Source organism: Citrobacter sp. LUTT5 (genome assembly GCF_009905315.1).
GTDB lineage: Bacteria > Pseudomonadota > Gammaproteobacteria > Enterobacterales > Enterobacteriaceae > Citrobacter > Citrobacter freundii.
In genome coordinates this window covers 361,981-381,128 of the sequence record NZ_CP047606.1, presented here as the reverse complement: position 1 = coordinate 381,128, position 19,148 = coordinate 361,981, and the positions used below count along the sequence as shown (strand labels likewise).

Annotated in this window: 18 protein-coding genes; 7 read left to right on the top strand and 11 right to left on the bottom strand. The window is 53.7% G+C overall.

What is annotated here, in order from left to right; all coding sequences use genetic code 11:
- The first annotated feature begins 28 nt into the window (after positions 1-28).
- Positions 29-2,116 carry a YccS/YhfK family putative transporter gene (locus GUC46_RS01765; RefSeq protein ID WP_003837947.1) on the top strand — a complete coding sequence of 696 codons (2,088 nt, stop codon included), beginning with the start codon at positions 29-31 and terminating at the stop codon, positions 2,114-2,116.
- 96 nt (positions 2,117-2,212) lie between these two features.
- On the opposite strand, the gene GUC46_RS01760 is transcribed toward GUC46_RS01765, so the two are convergent.
- From GUC46_RS01760 to ppiA, 5 genes are all read right to left on the bottom strand, one after another.
- A complete protein-coding gene (locus GUC46_RS01760) occupies positions 2,213-3,430 on the bottom strand; it encodes an aspartate aminotransferase family protein (RefSeq protein ID WP_130715239.1) in 1,218 nt (405 codons plus the stop codon).
- Positions 3,431-3,515: 85 nt separating this feature from the next.
- Positions 3,516-4,079 (bottom strand): aminodeoxychorismate synthase component 2, encoded by a 564-nt coding sequence (gene pabA / locus GUC46_RS01755; protein ID WP_130715240.1) that lies wholly within the window; start codon positions 4,077-4,079, stop codon positions 3,516-3,518.
- 31 nt (positions 4,080-4,110) lie between these two features.
- Complete coding sequence (locus GUC46_RS01750) at positions 4,111-4,713, bottom strand: putative adenosine monophosphate-protein transferase Fic (RefSeq protein WP_003023599.1); 603 nt, start codon at positions 4,711-4,713, stop codon at positions 4,111-4,113.
- Entirely contained in the window at positions 4,703-4,870 is a 168-nt protein-coding gene (locus tag GUC46_RS01745; protein ID WP_003023597.1) for a YhfG family protein, read from the bottom strand. The genes GUC46_RS01750 and GUC46_RS01745 overlap by 11 nt, the downstream gene beginning before the upstream one ends.
- A gap of 106 nt (positions 4,871-4,976) precedes the next feature.
- Complete coding sequence (ppiA, locus tag GUC46_RS01740) at positions 4,977-5,549, bottom strand: peptidylprolyl isomerase A (RefSeq protein WP_003023595.1); 573 nt, start codon at positions 5,547-5,549, stop codon at positions 4,977-4,979.
- A 264-nt stretch (positions 5,550-5,813) separates the two neighbouring features.
- Between ppiA and tsgA the strand changes: the two genes are divergently transcribed.
- From tsgA to GUC46_RS01710, 6 genes are all read left to right on the top strand, one after another.
- Positions 5,814-6,995, top strand: coding sequence for an MFS transporter TsgA (gene tsgA, locus GUC46_RS01735; protein WP_003023593.1), 1,182 nt, complete (start codon positions 5,814-5,816; stop codon positions 6,993-6,995).
- Between the two features lie 306 nt (positions 6,996-7,301).
- Positions 7,302-9,845, top strand: coding sequence for an NADPH-nitrite reductase large subunit (nirB, locus tag GUC46_RS01730; RefSeq protein ID WP_003023592.1), 2,544 nt, complete (start codon positions 7,302-7,304; stop codon positions 9,843-9,845).
- Positions 9,842-10,168: a nitrite reductase small subunit NirD gene (gene nirD / locus GUC46_RS01725; protein ID WP_042312029.1), complete on the top strand. Its 327-nt coding sequence runs from the start codon at positions 9,842-9,844 to the stop codon at positions 10,166-10,168. The genes nirB and nirD overlap by 4 nt, the downstream gene beginning before the upstream one ends.
- A 186-nt stretch (positions 10,169-10,354) precedes the next feature.
- On the top strand, positions 10,355-11,164 hold the full coding sequence (gene nirC, locus GUC46_RS01720; protein WP_003023587.1) for a nitrite transporter NirC: 810 nt from the start codon (positions 10,355-10,357) through the stop codon (positions 11,162-11,164).
- 15 nt (positions 11,165-11,179) lie between these two features.
- Positions 11,180-12,553, top strand: coding sequence for a siroheme synthase CysG (cysG, locus tag GUC46_RS01715; RefSeq protein ID WP_016151091.1), 1,374 nt, complete (start codon positions 11,180-11,182; stop codon positions 12,551-12,553).
- 262 nt (positions 12,554-12,815) lie between these two features.
- The gene (locus GUC46_RS01710) at positions 12,816-12,986 is read left to right on the top strand and encodes a YhfL family protein (protein WP_003837939.1); all 171 of its coding nucleotides are present in this window, start codon (positions 12,816-12,818) and stop codon (positions 12,984-12,986) included.
- 64 nt (positions 12,987-13,050) lie between these two features.
- On the opposite strand, the gene GUC46_RS01705 is transcribed toward GUC46_RS01710, so the two are convergent.
- The 6 genes from GUC46_RS01705 to GUC46_RS01680 are packed head-to-tail and all read right to left on the bottom strand — an operon-like array spanning position 13,051 to position 19,097.
- Complete coding sequence (locus GUC46_RS01705; protein ID WP_057101797.1) at positions 13,051-14,139, bottom strand: aminotransferase class I/II-fold pyridoxal phosphate-dependent enzyme; 1,089 nt, start codon at positions 14,137-14,139, stop codon at positions 13,051-13,053.
- Positions 14,140-14,152: 13 nt separating this feature from the next.
- Complete coding sequence (locus tag GUC46_RS01700; RefSeq protein ID WP_003847963.1) at positions 14,153-15,457, bottom strand: YhfT family protein; 1,305 nt, start codon at positions 15,455-15,457, stop codon at positions 14,153-14,155.
- An 11-nt stretch (positions 15,458-15,468) separates the two neighbouring features.
- Complete coding sequence (locus tag GUC46_RS01695; RefSeq protein ID WP_003023576.1) at positions 15,469-15,822, bottom strand: DUF2620 domain-containing protein; 354 nt, start codon at positions 15,820-15,822, stop codon at positions 15,469-15,471.
- A gap of 10 nt (positions 15,823-15,832) precedes the next feature.
- Entirely contained in the window at positions 15,833-16,711 is an 879-nt protein-coding gene (locus tag GUC46_RS01690) for a phosphotriesterase-related protein (RefSeq protein ID WP_044701432.1), read from the bottom strand.
- Positions 16,708-17,934 (bottom strand): phosphopentomutase, encoded by a 1,227-nt coding sequence (locus tag GUC46_RS01685; RefSeq protein ID WP_160179688.1) that lies wholly within the window; start codon positions 17,932-17,934, stop codon positions 16,708-16,710. Before GUC46_RS01685 ends, GUC46_RS01690 begins: the two co-directional genes overlap by 4 nt.
- Positions 17,934-19,097, bottom strand: a complete 1,164-nt coding sequence (locus GUC46_RS01680; protein WP_003023571.1) for a YhfX family PLP-dependent enzyme — start codon at positions 19,095-19,097, stop codon at positions 17,934-17,936. Before GUC46_RS01680 ends, GUC46_RS01685 begins: the two co-directional genes overlap by 1 nt.
- Positions 19,098-19,148 lie beyond the last annotated feature (51 nt).

Below are 19,148 nucleotides of genomic sequence, written 5' to 3'. Positions count from 1 at the left end.
CCGTAATGCGCCACTTTTGTTTGCTCCGATGTGGCGAAGACTGATATACCACCCAGAGATCAACTACGCACTACGACAAACGCTGGTGCTATGTTTACCTGTGGCCGTCGGTCTGATCATCGGTCAGCTTCATCTGGGACTCCTCTTTTCCCTCGTCCCTGCCTGCTGCAATATTGCCGGTCTTGATACCCCGCATAAGCGCTTTTTCAAACGCTTAGTGATTGGCGCGTCTTTGTTTGCCGGATGCAGTCTGATCATGCAATTACTGCTGGCACAGACTATACCGCTGCCGCTGATCCTCACCGGCCTGACGCTGATTCTTGGTGTAACCGCAGAATTAGGCCCTCTGCATGCGCGACTACTACCTGCCTCGCTTATTGCGGCAATTTTCACACTCAGTCTGGCAGGTAACATGCCCGTCTGGGAGCCGCTGCTAATCTACGCGCTGGGCACATTGTGGTACGGTCTGTTCAACTGGTTCTGGTTCTGGATGTGGCGCGAGCAGCCGCTGCGTGAGTCGCTTAGCTTGTTGTACCGCGAATTAGCCGATTACTGTGAGGCCAAGTACAGCATGCTGACCCAGCATGCCGACCCAGAAAAAGCGCTGCCTCCCCTGCTGGTGCGCCAGCAAAAAGCGGTGGATTTAATTACCCAGTGCTATCAGCAAATGCATATGCTGTCGGCGCATCGCAACAACGATTATAAGCGCCTGCTACGTGCCTTTCAGGAGGCGCTCGATTTACAGGAACATATTTCCGTTAGCCTCCACCAGCCGGAAGAGGTGCAAAAGCTGGTCGAACGTAGCCACGCCGAACAAGTGATTCGCTGGAATGCGCGCACCGTCGCCGAACGCCTTCGCGTACTGGCCGATGATATTTTGTATCACCGCTTACCGACCCGTTTCTCAATGGAAAAGCAGATTGGCACGCTGGAGAAAATCGCCAACCAGCATCCGGACAATCCGGTGGGTCAATTTTGCTACTGGCACTTCAGCCGTATTGCCCGTGTGCTACGCACCCAGCGGCCACTGTATGCCCGTGATTTAATGGCTGACAAGCAGCGTCGGCTGCCGCTGATCCCTGCCCTGAAAAGCTATCTGTCGTTGAAATCCCCGGCGCTGCGTAATGCCGGACGCATCAGCGTCATGTTGAGCATTGCCAGCCTGATGGGCAGCGCCTTACACCTGCCAAAACCCTATTGGATTTTGATGACAATCCTGTTTGTCACGCAAAATGGCTACGGGGCAACCCGGGTACGTATCTTACACCGTTCAGTAGGGACGCTCGTCGGTCTGGTGATCGCCGGCGTCACGCTGCACTTTCATATTCAGGAAGGTTACACGCTGGCAGGCATGCTACTGATAACCCTGGTGAGTTATCTGACCATCCGCAAAAACTACGGCTGGGCTACCGTCGGCTTTACGGTCACCGCGGTATATACCCTGCAACTGCTGACGCTGAACGGGGAACAGTTTATCGTGCCTCGGTTTATCGATACGATCACTGGCTGCCTGATCGCTTTTGGCGGGATGCTCTGGCTGTGGCCGCAGTGGCAGAGCGGTTTGCTGCGTAAAAACGCCCACGATGCGTTAGAAGCCGATCAGGAGGCCATTCGCCTGATTCTTAGCAACGATCCCCAGGCCACACCGCTGGCGTATCAACGCATGCGGGTCAACCAGGCGCATAACACGCTGTTCAACTCACTTAACCAGGCGATGCAGGAACCTGGGTTCAACTCGCACTATCTGGCGGACATGAAACTGTGGGTTACGCATAGTCAGTTCATCGTCGAACACATCAACGCAATGACTACGCTGGCAAGGGAACATACGATGCTGACGCCGGATTTGGCGCAGCGTTATCTGGAGTCCTGTGAAATCGCGATCCAGCGCTGTCAGCAGCGGCTGGAATATGACGGACCCGGAAGCTCCGGCGATGTGAATATTCTTGAGGCGCCAGAGATGCTGTCCCATGGGCCTTTAAGCACCCTTGAGCAGCATCTGCAGCGGGTTTTGGGGCATCTGAACACCATGCATACCATTTCGTCGGTAGCATGGCGTCAGCGACCGCACCATGGGATCTGGCTGAGCCGCCGGTTGCGGGACATGAAAGGTTAAGAGAGTTGCCGGATGGCGGCGTAAACGCCTTATCCGGCCTACGGGGTAAGGTGTGATTCGTAGGCCGGGATAAGCGTAGCGCCATCCGGCAATCCATCAACCCACCACTTTCGCCACGGCCTGCGCGAAGCGCTGCATCCCTTCATCGATATCAGTCTGCTCCACCACCAGCGACGGCGCGAAACGCATCACGTCCGGTCCGGCGTTCAATACCATCACGCCTTCATTCGCCGCGGCGTACAAGAAATCACGCGCCCGGCCTTTAAACTGCGGCTTCAGTTCGGCGCCAATCAGCAGTCCCATACCGCGAATGTCGCTGAAAATGTCAAACTGCTGGTCAATTTTCTGCAAATGCTGAACAAACGCCTGGCGTTTGGCCTGAATACCTTCCAGCACTTCCGGCGTGTTGATGATATCAAACGCAGCTCCCGCAACCGCGCAGGCCAGCGGGTTACCGCCGTATGTGGAGCCGTGTGAACCCACGTGGAACGCGGAGGCAATCTCCTGGGTGGTCAGCACCGCGCTCACCGGGAAACCGCCACCGAGCGCCTTGGCGCTGGTGAGGATATCCGGCGTCACGCCGTAGTGCATATAGGCAAACAGTGAGCCAGTACGCCCCATCCCGCTCTGTACTTCATCAAATACCAACAGCGCCTGGTGCTGATCACAAAGTTCACGCAAGCCATGCAGGAATGCCGGCGTTGCCGCAGTAACACCACCCTCGCCCTGAATAGGCTCGATCACCACCGCGCAGGTGTGATCGTCCATCACCGCTTTGACCGCATGCAGATCGTTAAACGGGACATGGATGATATCTGCCGGCTTTGGTCCAAAGCCGTCGGAATATTTCGGCTGCCCGCCGACGGATACGGTAAACAGCGAGCGACCATGAAACGCGTTATGGAAGGCAATGATTTTGGTTTTGAACGGGCTATGACGCACGCAGGCATAGTGGCGCGCCAGCTTAAAGGCGGTTTCGTTAGCTTCGGTACCGGAGTTCATGAACAGTACGCGCTCGGCGAATGTTGCCTCTATGATTTTACGGCCTAAGCGCAACGCAGGCTCGTTGGTGAAAACGTTGCTGGTATGCCACAGGGTTTCACCCTGGGTTTTTAACGCCTCAACCAGCGCAGGATGACAATGCCCTAACGCGGTAACTGCAATGCCGCCCGCGAAATCAACATACTCTTTACCCTGTTGATCCCATACTCGACTCCCTTTCCCTTTTACCGGGATAAACTCAGCCGGTGCATAAATCGGCAGAATCACTTCATCGAATGTCGCGCGTGTAATTGCAGTTTGTTCAGTTGCCATGTCATTACCACCCTGTTAAGCAGAAATGCTAGTGAAATTATAATCACAAAATATGAATAAAAAATCACTGAATAGCAACCACAAATCACCGGTTGAGGAAATTAGCCAGCAGCTGATGCCCCTGTTCGCTGAGAATGCTCTCCGGGTGAAACTGCACCCCTTCCATATCCCACTCCCGGTGGCGAATACCCATGATCTCCTGTGTTTCACTCCAGGCGGTCACCTCAAAGCAGTCAGGAAGGGTTTCGGGAGCGACCACCAGAGAATGGTAGCGCGTTACCGTTAATGGATTGGCGAGCCCCTGAAAAACGCCCTGCCCGTTATGCGTAATCGGCGACGTTTTACCATGCATCACTTTCGCCGCCCGAACCACGGTCGCGCCAAAGGCCTGCGCCATCGCCTGGTGCCCCAGACAAACGCCCAGCAGTGGGATCTTCCCTGAGAAATAGCGAATAACCTCCAGCGAAATACCGGCGTCATCCGGCGTACAGGGCCCCGGGGAAATGACGATTTTTTGCGGGCTCAGCGCGTCAATTTGCGCCAGCGTCAACTCGTCGTTGCGCCTGACAAGGACATCTGCCTCCAGTTCGCAGAAGTATTGGTACAGGTTCCAGGTGAAAGAATCATAGTTATCGATAAGCAGGATCATGGCGGCTCCGGTACATAAGAACCGCGCTATTCTACTCAGTTTCCGGTGCTTCGCTTACCACTTTACGAAATATCGCCCGCAGTGCAGACAGGTCACCCATCGCCCCGCTCTGATTAGCCTGATTCCACTCCTCAACCGGAATGCCATCCCAGCTCAGCACATACCCTGCATGAATCGCTAACTGTTCGAAGAAAATACGCTGCGCCAGACCGCTACCAATGCGAAACGGATGCAGCACATTGATTTCGCAATAATAGTGCGCAAGACGATCGACAAACTTGTCTTCCGGTAATCCCACCAGCCAGGACTCATCTTCCAGGTCCTGCATCAGTGCATTGCCCTCTTTCTCGATATAGGCGAAATGGCAAAAGCGAGTATCGCCCTGGTAAATATCGACTTCGCGCAGGTGTCCCGCCCAGTCAAAAATATCTCGATACAGCTGGCGATGAATGGCGCACAGGTGCGGTAAGCCTCGTTTAAGCGGCCCCAATTCGATAGTCGCCGCACGCAGCGCCGTCAGTTCATAAGCCGCCTGCGCCAAACGCTGCGCCTGATGAATCCCCAGACGGTTACGCATGACATTCAGGCCCGGATATAAATACGGGTCGCGACCATCACCGAATTTATCGCTCATAGTGCCTCCTCAGCTCTTCAAGACGCGCCAGAGCGTCTTCAGCACTCAGAGTAACCCGTAGAATATCTACGCCTTCCAGCCGTCGGCTGGCCTGGAAATTGGCGTTTCGCCGCTGTTCCCACAGCCTGGACTTTTGTTTATCGGTGAGTTTTTTCACGTGACCTCCCTGAATGAGCCGACACTTGCCACAAGTATAAGCAGCAATTTCGGGTTACGCAGAGAGAGGGGTGAACGCGGGCAAGAACTACCCGCGCTAGATGCGATTACGGCAGAACTTTAGCAGAAAGGATAACAATCGGTTTTGACGGAACATTCTGGTATGGACCGACATCATGGGTCTGTACCTGAGAGATCTTATCCGCGACATCCATACCTTTCACAACTTTTCCGAATACAGCATAGCCAAAGTCGCGCTGGCCGTGATCGAGGAAAGCGTTGTCTGCAATGTTGATAAAGAACTGGCTGGTCGCGCTGTCTTTATCCGCAGTGCGCGCCATAGCAATCGTGCCGCGGGTATTACGCAGTCCGTTATCAGCTTCATTCTTGATGGGCGGGTTAGGTTTCTTCTGCTGCATCTGCTCGGTAAAACCGCCACCCTGCACCATGAAGCCAGGGATCACACGGTGGAACGTAGTGTTGTTATAGAAACCGCTGTTGACATAATCGACAAAGTTTTGCACTGAAACCGGGGCTTTCTGACTGTTCAGCTCCAGCTCAATGTTACCAGCAGAGGTTGTCAGCAGAACATGAGGGTCACCTTTTGCTGCCAGTGCTGCGGGAGAGAGAGCAGAAAGAGCGAGAACAGCTGCAACAGCCGCCAGAGTCGATTTGAGCATGAGAATTCCTTAACAAGAGCAGAAATGAAGCAAGTGAATTGATTCTAAAGAGCCTTCAAGGACAAGGCCATCCCTTTACCTAATTTTACGTACTTGAAACAAATGTAACCTTACTGCCGCATGAATCAATGTGATTTAGATCACATACAAAAATGTAATAAACAAAGTCATTACCAATAAATATTTAAATACATCACAAAAGCGCCTAAAATCTGCCCGCTCACGGCGCAGTCAATGCGCCTTACACTTCTATACAGGCCAGTCATGACTAACAGCAATCGCATCAAGCTCACATGGATTAGCTTTCTCTCCTACGCCCTGACAGGTGCGTTGGTAATTGTCACCGGGATGGTGATGGGAAACATCGCAGATTACTTCCATTTGCCCGTTTCCAGTATGAGTAACACCTTCACCTTCCTGAATGCCGGCATTCTGATCTCTATCTTTCTGAATGCATGGCTAATGGAAATCGTGCCCCTGAAAACCCAGTTGCGCTTCGGCTTTATCCTGATGGTACTGGCAGTCGCCGGACTGATGCTCAGCCATAGCCTGGCCTTGTTCTCTGCCGCCATGTTTGTATTGGGTCTTGTGAGCGGTATAACCATGTCGATTGGTACGTTCCTGGTAACTCAAATGTACGAAGGTCGCCAGCGCGGTTCCCGCTTGCTGTTTACTGACTCCTTCTTCAGCATGGCCGGGATGATTTTCCCGATGGTTGCCGCGTTCCTGTTAGCACGCAGCATCGAATGGTATTGGGTCTATGCCTGCATCGGCCTGGTATACGTCGCTATTTTCCTGCTGACCTTCGGTTGTGAATTTCCGGCACTGGGTAAACACGCTCAGCAGTCAGACGCGCCGGTAGTAAAAGAAAAATGGGGGATTGGCGTGCTGTTTCTGGCGATCGCCGCGCTGTGCTACATCCTCGGTCAGTTGGGCTTTATCTCCTGGGTTCCGGAATACGCCAAAAGCCTGGGTATGAGCCTGAACGACGCAGGTAAACTGGTCAGCGACTTTTGGATGTCTTACATGGTTGGCATGTGGGCGTTTAGCTTCATTCTGCGTTTCTTCGATTTGCAACGCATCCTGACCGTACTGGCGGGTCTGGCCACCGTACTGATGTATCTGTTTATCACGGGTACGCCGGAACATATGCCGTGGTTCATTCTGACGCTGGGCTTCTTCTCCAGCGCGATTTATACCACCATCATTACCCTTGGCTCCCAGCAGACGAAGGTCGCCTCACCCAAACTGGTTAACTTCGTTCTGACCTGCGGCACCATTGGTACTATGCTCACCTTCGTGGTAACCGGCCCTATTGTGGCACATAGCGGCCCGCAGGCGGCATTGCAGACGGCTAACGGCTTGTATGCGGTTGTATTCGTAATGTGCTTTATTCTTGGCTTCGTCACGCGTCATCGCCAGCATAACGCGCCAGCAACGCATTAATCTCAGTGCCGGGGGCGCTTCGCTAGCCCGGTCTACACACTGCCGGATGGTATCCACATCATCCGGCATATTTTCGCCTCCTCTCTTCTTTCACTGGTCATGTAGGCCAATTCTTACAAAAACCCCTTAATTTGTACGCTATTTATACAAACACGAAAACTCAAATAATTCCGTCACTTATAAAAATGCTGACAAATCAGTTATATACCTCTTAAGGAGTATATAAGGGCGAATTTGATTTGCATCAATAAGTGCGGTTGCTGAATCGTTAAGGTAGGCAGTAATAGAAAAGAAATCGAGGCAAAAATGAGCAAAGTCAGACTCGCTATTATCGGTAATGGTATGGTCGGCCATCGCTTTATTGAGGATCTTCTTGATAAATCCGACGCTGCCAATTTTGATATTACCGTCTTCTGTGAAGAACCCCGCAAAGCATACGACCGCGTACACCTGTCTTCCTACTTCTCCCACCACACCGCCGAAGAGCTTTCTCTGGTGCGTGAAGGATTCTACGAGAAGCACGGCGTTAAGGTGTTAGTGGGCGAGCGCGCAATTACCATTAATCGCCAGGAGAAAGTAATCCACTCCAGCGCAGGTCGTACGGTTTACTACGATAAGCTAATCATGGCGACGGGCTCTTACCCGTGGATCCCACCGATTAAAGGTTCGGAAACCCAGGACTGCTTCGTTTACCGCACCATCGAAGACCTCAACGCGATTGAGTCTTGCGCGCGCCGTAGCAAACGTGGTGCCGTGGTCGGCGGTGGCCTGCTGGGCCTGGAAGCCGCTGGTGCGCTGAAAAGCCTCGGCGTTGAAACCCACGTGATTGAATTCGCCCCAATGCTGATGGCTGAACAGCTGGATCATATGGGTGGCGAGCAGTTACGTCGCAAAATTGAAAGCATGGGCGTGCGTGTGCACACCAGCAAAAACACCAAAGAGATCGTTCAGGAAGGCACCGAAGCGCGCAAAACCATGCGTTTTGCCGACGGTAGCGAACTGGAAGTCGATTTCATCGTCTTCTCTACCGGTATTCGTCCACGCGACAAACTGGCCACCCAGTGCGGCCTTGACGTCGCGCCACGCGGCGGTATCGTCATTAATGACACCTGCCAGACTTCTGACCCGGACATCTATGCCATCGGCGAATGCGCAAGCTGGAACAACCGCGTGTATGGTCTGGTCGCTCCTGGCTACAAAATGGCGCAGGTTGCCGTTGACCATATTCTCGAAACTGAAAACGCCTTTGAAGGCGCGGACCTGAGCGCCAAGCTGAAGCTGCTCGGCGTTGACGTCGGCGGTATTGGTGACGCGCATGCTCGCACGCCGGGTGCACGTAGCTATGTCTATCTCGACGAAAGCAAAGAAGTCTACAAACGCCTGATCGTTAGCGAAGATAACAAAACCCTGCTCGGCGCGGTTCTGGTTGGCGACACCAGCGATTACGGCAATCTGCTGCAGTTGGTGCTGAACGCCATTGAACTGCCGGAAAATCCGGATTCACTGATTCTGCCAGCACACGCGGGCAGCGGTAAGCCATCTATCGGTGTCGATAAACTGCCGGACAGCGCGCAGATTTGCTCCTGCTTTGACGTCACCAAAGGCATGCTGGTTGCCGCTATCAACAAAGGCTGCCATACCGTTGCGGCGCTGAAAGCGGAAACCAAAGCCGGTACCGGCTGTGGCGGGTGTATCCCGCTGGTAACGCAGGTCCTGAACGCCGAACTGGCGAAACAGGGTATCGAAGTTAACAACAACCTGTGCGAACACTTCCCGTACTCACGTCAGGAACTGTTCCATCTCATCCGTGTAGAAGGCATCAAAACCTTCGAAGAGCTGCTGGCCAAACACGGGAAAGGTTACGGCTGCGAAGTGTGTAAACCTACCGTGGGTTCCCTGCTGGCTTCCTGCTGGAATGAGTACATCCTCAAACCACAGCACACGCCGTTGCAGGACACCAACGACAACTTCCTGGCTAACATCCAGAAAGACGGTACTTACTCCGTGATCCCGCGCTCTGCGGGTGGCGAAATTACCCCTGAAGGCCTGGTGGCCGTGGGCCGTATCGCGCGTGAATTTAACCTGTACACCAAAATTACCGGTTCTCAGCGTATCGGTCTGTTCGGCGCGCAAAAAGATGACCTGCCGGAAATCTGGCGTCAGCTGATTGAAGCGGGTTTTGAAACTGGCCACGCGTATGCCAAAGCGCTGCGTATGGCGAAAACCTGCGTAGGTAGCACCTGGTGTCGTTATGGCGTCGGCGATAGCGTCGGCTTCGGCGTGGAGCTGGAAAATCGCTACAAAGGCATTCGTACCCCGCACAAAATGAAATTCGGCGTCTCCGGTTGTACCCGCGAATGTGCGGAAGCTCAGGGCAAAGACGTAGGTATCATCGCCACTGAGAAAGGCTGGAACCTGTACGTTTGCGGTAACGGCGGGATGAAACCTCGCCATGCAGACCTGCTGGCAGCAGATATCGATCGCGAAACGCTGCTCAAGTATCTTGATCGTTTCATGATGTTCTACATCCGTACCGCCGACAAACTGACCCGTACCGCACCGTGGTTAGACAATCTGGAAGGCGGCATCGAGTATCTGAAGTCCGTCATCATCGACGACAAGCTGGGCCTGAACCAGCATCTTGAAGAAGAGATGGCCCGTCTGCGTGAAGCGGTGGTCTGCGAGTGGACAGAAACCGTTAACACCCCATCCGCGCAGGTTCGCTTCAAACACTTTATCAACAGCGATAAACGCGATCCGAATGTCCAGGTTGTGCCTGAACGTGAACAACATCGTCCGGCCACGCCTTATGAGCGTATCCCGGTGACTCTGGTGGAGGAAAACGCATGAGCCAGTGGCAAAACATCTGCAAAATCGATGACATTCTGCCTGCAACAGGCGTCTGCGCCCTGTTAGGTACTGAACAGGTCGCAATTTTCCGCCCGTATCACAGTGACCAGGTGTTTGCGATCAGCAACATCGACCCGTTCTTTGAGTCCAGCGTGCTTTCTCGTGGCTTGATCGCTGAGCATCAGGGCGAACTGTGGGTCGCCAGCCCGCTGAAAAAACAGCGCTTTCGTTTAAGCGACGGACTGTGCATGGAAGACGAACAGTTCTCCGTGAAACATTACGAAGCGCGAGTGAAAGACGGCACGGTGCAACTGCGCGGTTAATAAATTTTTGGGAGGCGCAACGCCTCCCCTTTTTTGACGTATTTGTAGGTCTTTTATTGGTAGGCCTGATAAGCGTAGCGCCATCAGTCAATTGCAAAAGCACATTGCCGGATGGCGGCATAAATGCCTTATCCGGCCTACGGTTACGATTTCTTTTTATTTTTGTACTTCAAGGATAATCAACACATGTTCACAGACACTATCAATAAGTGTGCGGCTAACGCTGCGCGCATCGCACGCCTGTCGGCAAATAACCCGCTCGGGTTCTGGGTCAGTTCGGCAATGGCAGGGGCCTACGTTGGCCTCGGCATCATCCTTATTTTTACCCTTGGTAACCTGCTCGACCCGTCCGTACGTCCGCTGGTGATGGGTGCAACCTTTGGTATCGCCTTAACGCTGGTTATTATTGCCGGTTCAGAACTGTTTACCGGTCACACCATGTTCCTGACGCTCGGCGTCAAAGCGGGCACCATCAGCCACGGCCAAATGTGGGCTATCCTGCCGCAAACCTGGCTGGGAAATCTGGTCGGATCCGTGTTTGTCGCCCTGCTTTATAGCTGGGGAGGCGGCAGTCTGCTGCCGGTCGATACCAGCATCGTCCATTCGGTCGCGCTGGCGAAAACCACCGCGCCTGCAACGGTGCTGTTCTTTAAAGGCGCACTGTGTAACTGGTTGGTTTGTCTGGCAATATGGATGGCAATCCGTACCGAAGGCGCGGCAAAATTCCTCGCTATCTGGTGGTGTCTGCTGGCGTTTATCGCTTCCGGCTACGAGCACTCGGTGGCCAACATGACGCTGTTTGCCCTCTCCTGGTTCGGTCATCACAGCGAAGCTTATACCCTGTCAGGAATTGGTCATAACCTGCTGTGGGTGACACTCGGTAATACTTTGTCCGGTGTCGTATTCATGGGATTAGGTTATTGGTATGCTACGCCAAAATCGGAGCGTCCGGCTCCGGCAAAAATCAACCAGCCAGAGGCGGCTGCTAATAATTAATTAAGGGGTAATGTCGTGGACCATTTGCCTATATTTTGTCAACTACGTGACCGCGACTGCTTGATCGTCGGCGGTGGTGATGTCGCAGAACGCAAAGCGCGGTTACTGCTGGAAGCGGGCGCCCGTTTAACGGTTAATGCACTGGCGTTTATTCCGCAGTTCAAAGTATGGGCAGATGAAGGCATGCTGACGCTGGTTGAGGGACCGTTCGATGAGTCCCTGCTCAACACCTGCTGGCTGGCTATTGCCGCCACCGATGACGATGCCGTCAACCAAAGCGTCAGCACCGCCGCGGAGTCACGTCGTATCTTCTGCAACGTGGTCGACGCGCCAAAAGCAGCCAGTTTTATCATGCCCTCCATTATCGACCGCTCGCCGCTGATGGTGGCGGTCTCCTCCGGCGGGACATCGCCGGTGCTTGCCCGTCTGCTGCGTGAAAGGCTTGAATCCGTACTGCCTCAGCATTTGGGCCAGGTCGCACAATATGCCGGCAAGTTGCGCTCCCGGGTGAAGAAACAGTTTGCCAGCATGGGTGAACGTCGCCGCTTCTGGGAAAAATTGTTCGTGAATGACCGCCTGGCGCAGTCGCTGGCGAACAATGACCTGAAAGCCGTCGAGGAAACCACCGAGCAAATGCTCAGCGAACCGCTGGATCACCGTGGTGAAGTGGTGCTGGTTGGCGCCGGTCCTGGCGATGCCGGCCTGCTGACGCTGAAAGGGCTACAGCAGATCCAGCAAGCGGATGTCGTGGTCTATGACCGCCTGGTTTCCGACGACATCATGAACCTTGTACGCCGCGATGCAGACCGGGTGTTCGTCGGCAAACGTGCGGGCTATCACTGCGTACCGCAGGAAGAGATCAATCAGATCCTGCTGCGTGAAGCACAACAGGGCAAGCGCGTGGTACGACTGAAAGGTGGCGACCCGTTCATCTTTGGCCGTGGTGGCGAAGAGCTGGAAACGCTGTGCCATGCCGGTATTCCATTCTCTGTAGTGCCTGGTATTACCGCAGCATCCGGTTGTTCTGCCTATTCCGGCATTCCACTGACCCATCGTGATTACGCTCAGAGCGTGCGTCTGGTTACCGGACACCTGAAAACCGGCGGTGAGCTGGACTGGGAAAACCTGGCGGCCGAGAAACAGACGCTGGTGTTCTACATGGGACTGAATCAGGCAGCCACCATCCAGGAAAAACTGATTGAATTTGGCATGCAGCCTGATATGACCGTCGCGCTGGTAGAAAACGGGACTTCCGTGAAGCAACGCGTCGTCAACGGGGTTCTGACACAGCTCGGCGAGCTGGCACAGCAGGTTGAAAGTCCGGCGCTGATTATCGTCGGTCGCGTGGTTGGACTACGCGATAAGCTGAACTGGTTCTCGAATCATTAATTGAATGCTAATAAATGCCCTGATATTCAGGGCATTTATTTATGATTCACAAAAGTTAATATTTAATCTAAATAAAATATCATTCATCAATTTATTAATAATAGATACATTTCATAGCATTTTAATTCATTAAAAATATAATTTACCCTAACATTATCACGTCCTTATTCGGACTATTTAAAATCTTCCTTAGTTGATATCTTAACCGCCGAGAAATGGATTTCATCCATTTAAAAAATAGATATCTTACAAGGATTTTATCATGTTTAAATTTGCAAAAATCACCATCGTGGCAGGTGTACTGGCTACGCTGACCGCATGTACTGGTCATATTGAAAACACAAAAAACAACTGTAGCTACGATTATTTATTCCATCCGGCGATTTCAATTTCTAAAATTATTGGTGGCTGCGGCCCGGCTGCAAATCAATAATATACGCGATTGCGCAGATACAAAAAACCGGGAATTTCCCGGTTTTTTCATTTTAGATTTACGCTCACTCACATGCACTCACGCTTTCCAGCAAAATCCGCAGCACCGTGTCCTCGCCACTGCGATTGGGATTAATACGAATCGCATAGTCGCTCAGCTCTGGATTCGCTTCACGGAAGGTCCCGGAGAGGCGATAAAACAGCGGCGGGATTTCATATTTCGACTCCGCTCCTACCGGATACGGTAGTGCACCTCTCTCTTGCGCCGCTTTCAGCACACGGGCGGCAATCGGCTGGTGAAACTCCACGATCAGCACCTTCGACTGGGCATTAGCAATAACCGCTTTTTTCACCTCAGGTATCGCTCCACTATCGAGCAGATTCAGCAGACGCTCAGAAACGCCAGCCTGCACCGCATGCATCACCGGAGCGAAAACCAGACCGCGAAGTACCTCGAGCGCCTGCGCTCCCTGGATCTGGCTGCCGCCGGAATAGAGGGTGCTACGAATTTTAGCGATGACCTCTGCCTTGCCGACAACCGCCCCTACGCCTTCCGGGCCGAAGAGCTTAAAGCAGGAAAAGGTGGACAGCGTCGCCCCACACTCGCAGCCGATACCCTCTACTTTCATCACCGCGTAGTTATCATCGGTTAATGTCGGTACGCCGCATTGTGTTAATTCAGCCAACACATCCGCTAAAACGTAATGGTCCTGCGGTTGCTGCCGCGTATGCTGTACCAACGCGGCATCAGGGCGATACTGCGTAATAGCCCGCATGATTGCCGAGGCGCTGTTGAAATCAGCTCTGACCAGGGTGATGCCCATCTGCTCAATGATCACCTGTGTTGTAGGATACACAGGTGCGTCGTGTACCAGCAGCCGCTGCCCGGGTTTGAGCAGTGCGGCCAGCCCGGCGCGAATAGCCCCGGTGCCAGCACCCTGAACCAGCACGGCGGCTTCAGCATGAAACGCCTCGGCCAGCACCTTTTCCACACGCTGCGTGACCCGGGGCTGATTCAGCCCCGGGGCCAGCCCCAAATCGCCACCGGCCAGAAAGTCAGCGCCAGGAAAGTGACGGCAGAGCGTATCCACCAGCGCAAACTGCTTTTGTTGTGCTTGCGCGAGCGTAAGACTTTGCAGAGGGAACGTCTTCATGTTTTACGCCTCCTCAGGCCGGAACAAACAGACCAAACCAGTAGAGAATATTCAGCACAATACCCGTAATCATCACCGCCACGACCGGGGCCGCCATCTTCTGCACCGGACGCCCTATCGATTCGTTAAGGAAGTAAATCGCTACCGCAATCGAGAAGCCGGTGTAGCCCGCCATCTTGATGGCGGCAAAAATCGAGCCTATCAGCAGCGCCATTTCCATCAGCATATTCATCGCATTACGAATATTGTCCGATGCGTTACGCACTGACGGATAACGCCCCAGCCATTTGCCAATTGAGCGCAGCAGCAGCACTTCCGCTGAAATCACGATAGCGCCAAGGATTGCCGCTATCCACGGGTTCGGAGCCAGATAACCAACGGAATAAACAAAGGTGAAGCCCGCTACCGCGTATACACCGGTTGCCAGCGCGGTGGTGGCAATCAACGGCACAAAACCCAACCCACGCATAAATTCCGCCAGCGCCGCCTGGTTAACCAGCGTCTGCGATTGCTCAGGCGTAATCCCCGCTGAATAGGCTTTTTCCAGCGTAAAAATTGAGACCTCGCTACCAGCAAAAATTTTCATACTGGCAACGGCGGCAATCAGCGCGCCGACAATCGCGATGTACGGCAGGTTTTTAATAATCCGTGAGGTTCGTTCTTCAAAGACCGATAGCCCGCTGGCATCCATCTCCTCATCACCGCGATGGCGAATATCATGCGTAATGGCGATCGCCAGCAGCATCATCATCCCCACAAAAATCTCAATTGATTCCGGGTTCAGATGCGGGAAGTAACGCACCACCACCACGCGGGTCATCAGTACTACCACCGCCGCGATAATGCTGTGCTTCCAGCCAAACTGGTAGAAAATCGCCACCAGCGGGAAGAGTGCGAATGCGGAAACCACCGGAGAACTCAGCTCACCGAGGCTGCCCAGTACATCAACCGGCAGCGCCGTGAGCAAATGGTTCACCGGAAGCAGGCAGGTCAGAATCAATATGCCCCAGATAGCGCCCAGACCGAACGCGAGCAGGCTGTTCATTGCCAGCACGCCGAGAATATCCGTCGGCAGGAACAGCAGCCAGGCGTTGAGCAAGCCAGTTTTCAGGGTAAAGGAGATCCCCACTGACGCGACAAAGCCGATACTCAGACCAAACGCGATACTTCCCGCCTCCCGGCGGTTCATGTACCCCTCGATCAGCTGCGGCAGGATCGGGCGGATGCCGTCATGAAAGACGGCCGCCGAGCGGTGTGCCAGAAGTGACGTCATGCCGGTCAGGCAGGCCACCACCACAATCTGAATATACAGATCCATAGTCATGCCTTTTATTTCAGGTGGTTAACCAGCATCGGAATCGCATGTTCAACATGTTCGACGGAGAGACCAAACGCCACTTTCCCTTCCGCAACCATTTTTGCGATATGTTCGTCTTTCGCCTTAATACCCGGCTTGGCGATAGTGCAGCTTTTGTTGTAGCCAATCACCGCGATGGCAATCGACAGTGCTGCACCCGCGCCGGTGTTACAAGCGCCGATGTAGTAATCCAGTTGTCCGGATTTCACCTTCATCGCCGCTTCCATATCGTTATGAATGGAGACTTCAAAGCAGCCCGGTGCTGCGGTTTCGATGGTTTTTTTAATCTGCTCACGCTGTAAGCCAGCAACGCCAATCTTTTTCATGATTCTGTCCTTATTGGAAAAATTTTGAGGGGTTATCACGTAACATCATGTCCACATCGGCCTGACTGAATCCTGACTGGCGCAGCTGTGGGATAAAGGTGGTTAACAGATAGTCGTAGCCATTGCCGCCATTGGCTTTTAAATGCGAGCGGCGGGTAATGTCCATAGAGAGCATGACGTGGCTAAGCAGTCCGCGATCGCGTATCGCGTGCAGCATGGCGATGCGTTTCTCGTCCGGGTAATAGTTGTTTTTTCCGATGGTATCGAATTGCACATACGCGCCGAGCTCGATCATGCGTAAGATATTGTCGAGATTATCTTTCAGGTCGCAGTGACCCACGGTTACGCGGGAAAGGTCGACGCCGTGCGCCTGTAGCAACACCAGTTGTTCCACTCCCATCGTGCTAAAAGAGGTATGGGTTGAGATGGGGCGTCCGGTTTCGATGTGTGCCCGCGCCGCGGCGATAAACACCTTCTCTTCAAGCGGCGTAATCACGCCTTCACTAGAGCCGATTTCCGCGATAATTCCGGCCTTCAATTCAGTACCATCAATACCGATGACTATCTCATCGACCATCTCCTGCGCGAGCTGTTCCACGCTTCGGGCCGCAACATGTTCAGGGAAGAACGCATCCTGGTAATAGCCTGTGCAGGCCACGACGTTAATTCCGGTATCGCGCATCAGGTCGAGCATGAATTGCGGATTACGTCCCATATAGCGGTTGGTCATCTCAATAATGTTGCTGACGCCTAACGCCCGGAGATCCTTCATTTCCTGACAAATGAGATCGTACTGATCTAACCGGCAGTCGAGGTTATTCTTAAATCCGGAGAGATCGATATGCAGATGTTCGTGGACCCAGGTGTAGCCCGTCGGATCAAAGTTCATAAGGTGTCTCCTGTAAGGCGCAATGCCGAGAGAAAAGAACAGCCGTTTTGTGGCGCCGCCGCGCCGAAAAATTCACACACCGTAGCGCCAACATCGGATAACGTCGCCCGGATACCTAATTGCGCAGGCTCCAGCCCCTGTTGATACACCAATACCGGCACAACTTCCCGGGTATGGTGGCTGTGCCCTATGGTCGGATCGTTGCCGTGATCGGCCATGACCACCAGACAGTCATTTGGCTCCATAGCGGTCAGAAGGCGTGAAAGATTAAGATCAACAAGCTGCAGCCGTTCGGCATAACGTGCGACGTCTTCAGCGTGTCCGGCGAGATCGGTTTCCTGAATGTTGGTACAGATAAATACCGTCGACTCCGCGTTAAATTCGTTAAGCGTGATATCCATAATCTGCTGGCTATCTACCAGGTTTTGCCAGCTGCGCCCGTGCGGATTGCCAACGATCTCCGCCACTTTACCGACCAGCACGGTAGGGATTCCGGCGTCATGCAGTTTTTGCGGTACCTGTACCTGCTCATCTACGCCATAGCCCATATGCCTGACCTGAAAACCGCTTTCATACGCGCCGGAGCGTGGGGCATTAATGCCGACAAAGCGCCCTTCCATCGTTTCGGCGGCATCCAGAATGCGCTGGCTGTTCGCAAGCTGACCGCCAAAGGTGATGACGCGCCCGACCTGAACCTGTTCGCGCACTACGCGGCCAATCTTTAGCACCTCATCAAACGCAATGGCGGACAGATTGGCAGTGACGTTGTAGACCTGACCTAAATCCGCCTCTAGGTTATCGCCCACTGCAACCGCATCGTTGACCCACAGAAACGCCAGGTCGCCGCCGCGACGTTCCACCTGCCAGCCCGCGACTTTCAGCGCTTGCTCAACGCGATCAATAACGTCGCTAAATGGCATCCGCAGCGGTGCCTGAGGCCGTGTGCCTAAAATCTCCTGATGGCCCATAAAGGTATCTCCCCCTTCATGCTGCAGCTCCGCAACGCCCCAGACCGCCGATTCCGAAGGTTTCATCACGCCCGGCGCAAAGCCCAGAGCGTTAATCAGCCCCAACTTCTCAAGCGTTGGCAGCCGTAACTGCGGGAGTTCGCCCAGGATATGACCACAGGTATTCGCTCCGGCATCCTGCGGCCTGACCCGCGTGACGTCTTTCATTGCGCCAACGCCAAAACTGTCGATTACCAACACCACGAATCGGGCCATTAGTCCTCCAGAATATTGCCGAGACTGTCGTATCGCGCGACGATTTCAGCTACGCCGCGCTGAATGCCCGACACCAGCACCACGTCGCTACGCGTCACGAAGATCTGGGTGCGAAAACAAAAGATCACCGCGCTGCTCACCGGAAACTCACCGGCCACAGGCAGGTAGTAGTCAATGCTGCTGTCGTCCACGGGTTTTAGTTTCGCGGCTATAGGCGCGTCATTTTCTGGCGTAAAGACCAGCGCATTTTGCGCATGGCCGCGACGATAATAGCCCCCGCCGTAGCAATAACTGTCTCCGCGAAAATTGTGCGATATCTCGCTCAACCACAGCATCGCAATGCGTTCCGGCTGGTCGCCTTTTTGATTGGAAGGAATGGTGCCGGTCAACGCATGACCCGGCTCCGCATGGGTGACGCCATATTCCGCCAGCAGGGGGAGTGACGAACAGCTACTGGCTGACGGCGCATTAAGCTGCTCAATGGCAATCCCGGCCTCAACCAACTGACGTCGGGCATTTACCAGCGTATGCAGATTAGGCGTCGGCATCGTCTGCGCGGAGTTTTCATCCCATAACAGGCAGGGGAAATGGGTGAGGCCGCTCAGGCGCAGACCCGGCAGTCTGCGGATTTCATTGACCACATCCGTCAGATACATCAGCGGAAATCCGCTTTCCTGCCCCGGGTAGAGAAAATCATCTTTGTCGTACACCTTCAGCATCACGTTCTGTTCACAGCCGGCCTTCACCGCAGCAGCGGAAACTTCGCGCGCTTTCTCCAGTGAGAACAATGTGATGACTTCAGTACCTTGCGCTACAGCCTCATTGACCAGCCGCGACGGGATCTGCACCAGATGTCCCTGATGCGCAACCGGCAACCCGGCACGGCGCATGACGCGACTCTCCTTGTAATCGACAACCACGATGCCTTCATAGCCAAGCTGCAACAGTTTCTCTGCCAGCCACGGGTTACGTCCAACCTGTTTGGTCATCAGATACAGCGAGATACCATGTTGCCCCGCGACATCCAGCAGACGTTTGCCATTCTCAATGACCTGGTCAACATCAATGACCCAACTGTCAGGGGCGATCTTTCCCTGCTGCCATAACGCGATAGCGGCGGAGATTAGCGCGGGGTTCTGGCGTTTCAATGCGTCTATAAACATTTCTCGGCCTCGTTTCTAATCCTTCAGTTAAATATTCATTTTTTTGAATAT

What these genes read in the sequence shown, in the direction of transcription:
- nirC (WP_003023587.1), top strand. Translation starts at nt 10,355, where the DNA reads ATGTTCACAGACACTATCAATAAGTGTGCGGCTAACGCTGCGCGCATC.
- nirD (WP_042312029.1), top strand. Translation starts at nt 9,842, where the DNA reads ATGAGCCAGTGGCAAAACATCTGCAAAATCGATGACATTCTGCCTGCA.
- GUC46_RS01700 (WP_003847963.1), bottom strand. Translation starts at nt 15,457, where the DNA reads ATGGATCTGTATATTCAGATTGTGGTGGTGGCCTGCCTGACCGGCATG.
- nirB (WP_003023592.1), top strand. Translation starts at nt 7,302, where the DNA reads ATGAGCAAAGTCAGACTCGCTATTATCGGTAATGGTATGGTCGGCCAT.
- GUC46_RS01710 (WP_003837939.1), top strand. Translation starts at nt 12,816, where the DNA reads ATGTTTAAATTTGCAAAAATCACCATCGTGGCAGGTGTACTGGCTACG.
- GUC46_RS01685 (WP_160179688.1), bottom strand. Translation starts at nt 17,934, where the DNA reads ATGGCCCGATTCGTGGTGTTGGTAATCGACAGTTTTGGCGTTGGCGCA.
- GUC46_RS01765 (WP_003837947.1), top strand. Translation starts at nt 29, where the DNA reads ATGTGGCGAAGACTGATATACCACCCAGAGATCAACTACGCACTACGA.
- ppiA (WP_003023595.1), bottom strand. Translation starts at nt 5,549, where the DNA reads ATGCTCAAATCGACTCTGGCGGCTGTTGCAGCTGTTCTCGCTCTTTCT.
- tsgA (WP_003023593.1), top strand. Translation starts at nt 5,814, where the DNA reads ATGACTAACAGCAATCGCATCAAGCTCACATGGATTAGCTTTCTCTCC.
- GUC46_RS01680 (WP_003023571.1), bottom strand. Translation starts at nt 19,097, where the DNA reads ATGTTTATAGACGCATTGAAACGCCAGAACCCCGCGCTAATCTCCGCC.
- GUC46_RS01695 (WP_003023576.1), bottom strand. Translation starts at nt 15,822, where the DNA reads ATGAAAAAGATTGGCGTTGCTGGCTTACAGCGTGAGCAGATTAAAAAA.
- GUC46_RS01750 (WP_003023599.1), bottom strand. Translation starts at nt 4,713, where the DNA reads ATGAGCGATAAATTCGGTGATGGTCGCGACCCGTATTTATATCCGGGC.
- GUC46_RS01690 (WP_044701432.1), bottom strand. Translation starts at nt 16,711, where the DNA reads ATGAACTTTGATCCGACGGGCTACACCTGGGTCCACGAACATCTGCAT.
- GUC46_RS01705 (WP_057101797.1), bottom strand. Translation starts at nt 14,139, where the DNA reads ATGAAGACGTTCCCTCTGCAAAGTCTTACGCTCGCGCAAGCACAACAA.
- pabA (WP_130715240.1), bottom strand. Translation starts at nt 4,079, where the DNA reads ATGATCCTGCTTATCGATAACTATGATTCTTTCACCTGGAACCTGTAC.
- GUC46_RS01760 (WP_130715239.1), bottom strand. Translation starts at nt 3,430, where the DNA reads ATGGCAACTGAACAAACTGCAATTACACGCGCGACATTCGATGAAGTG.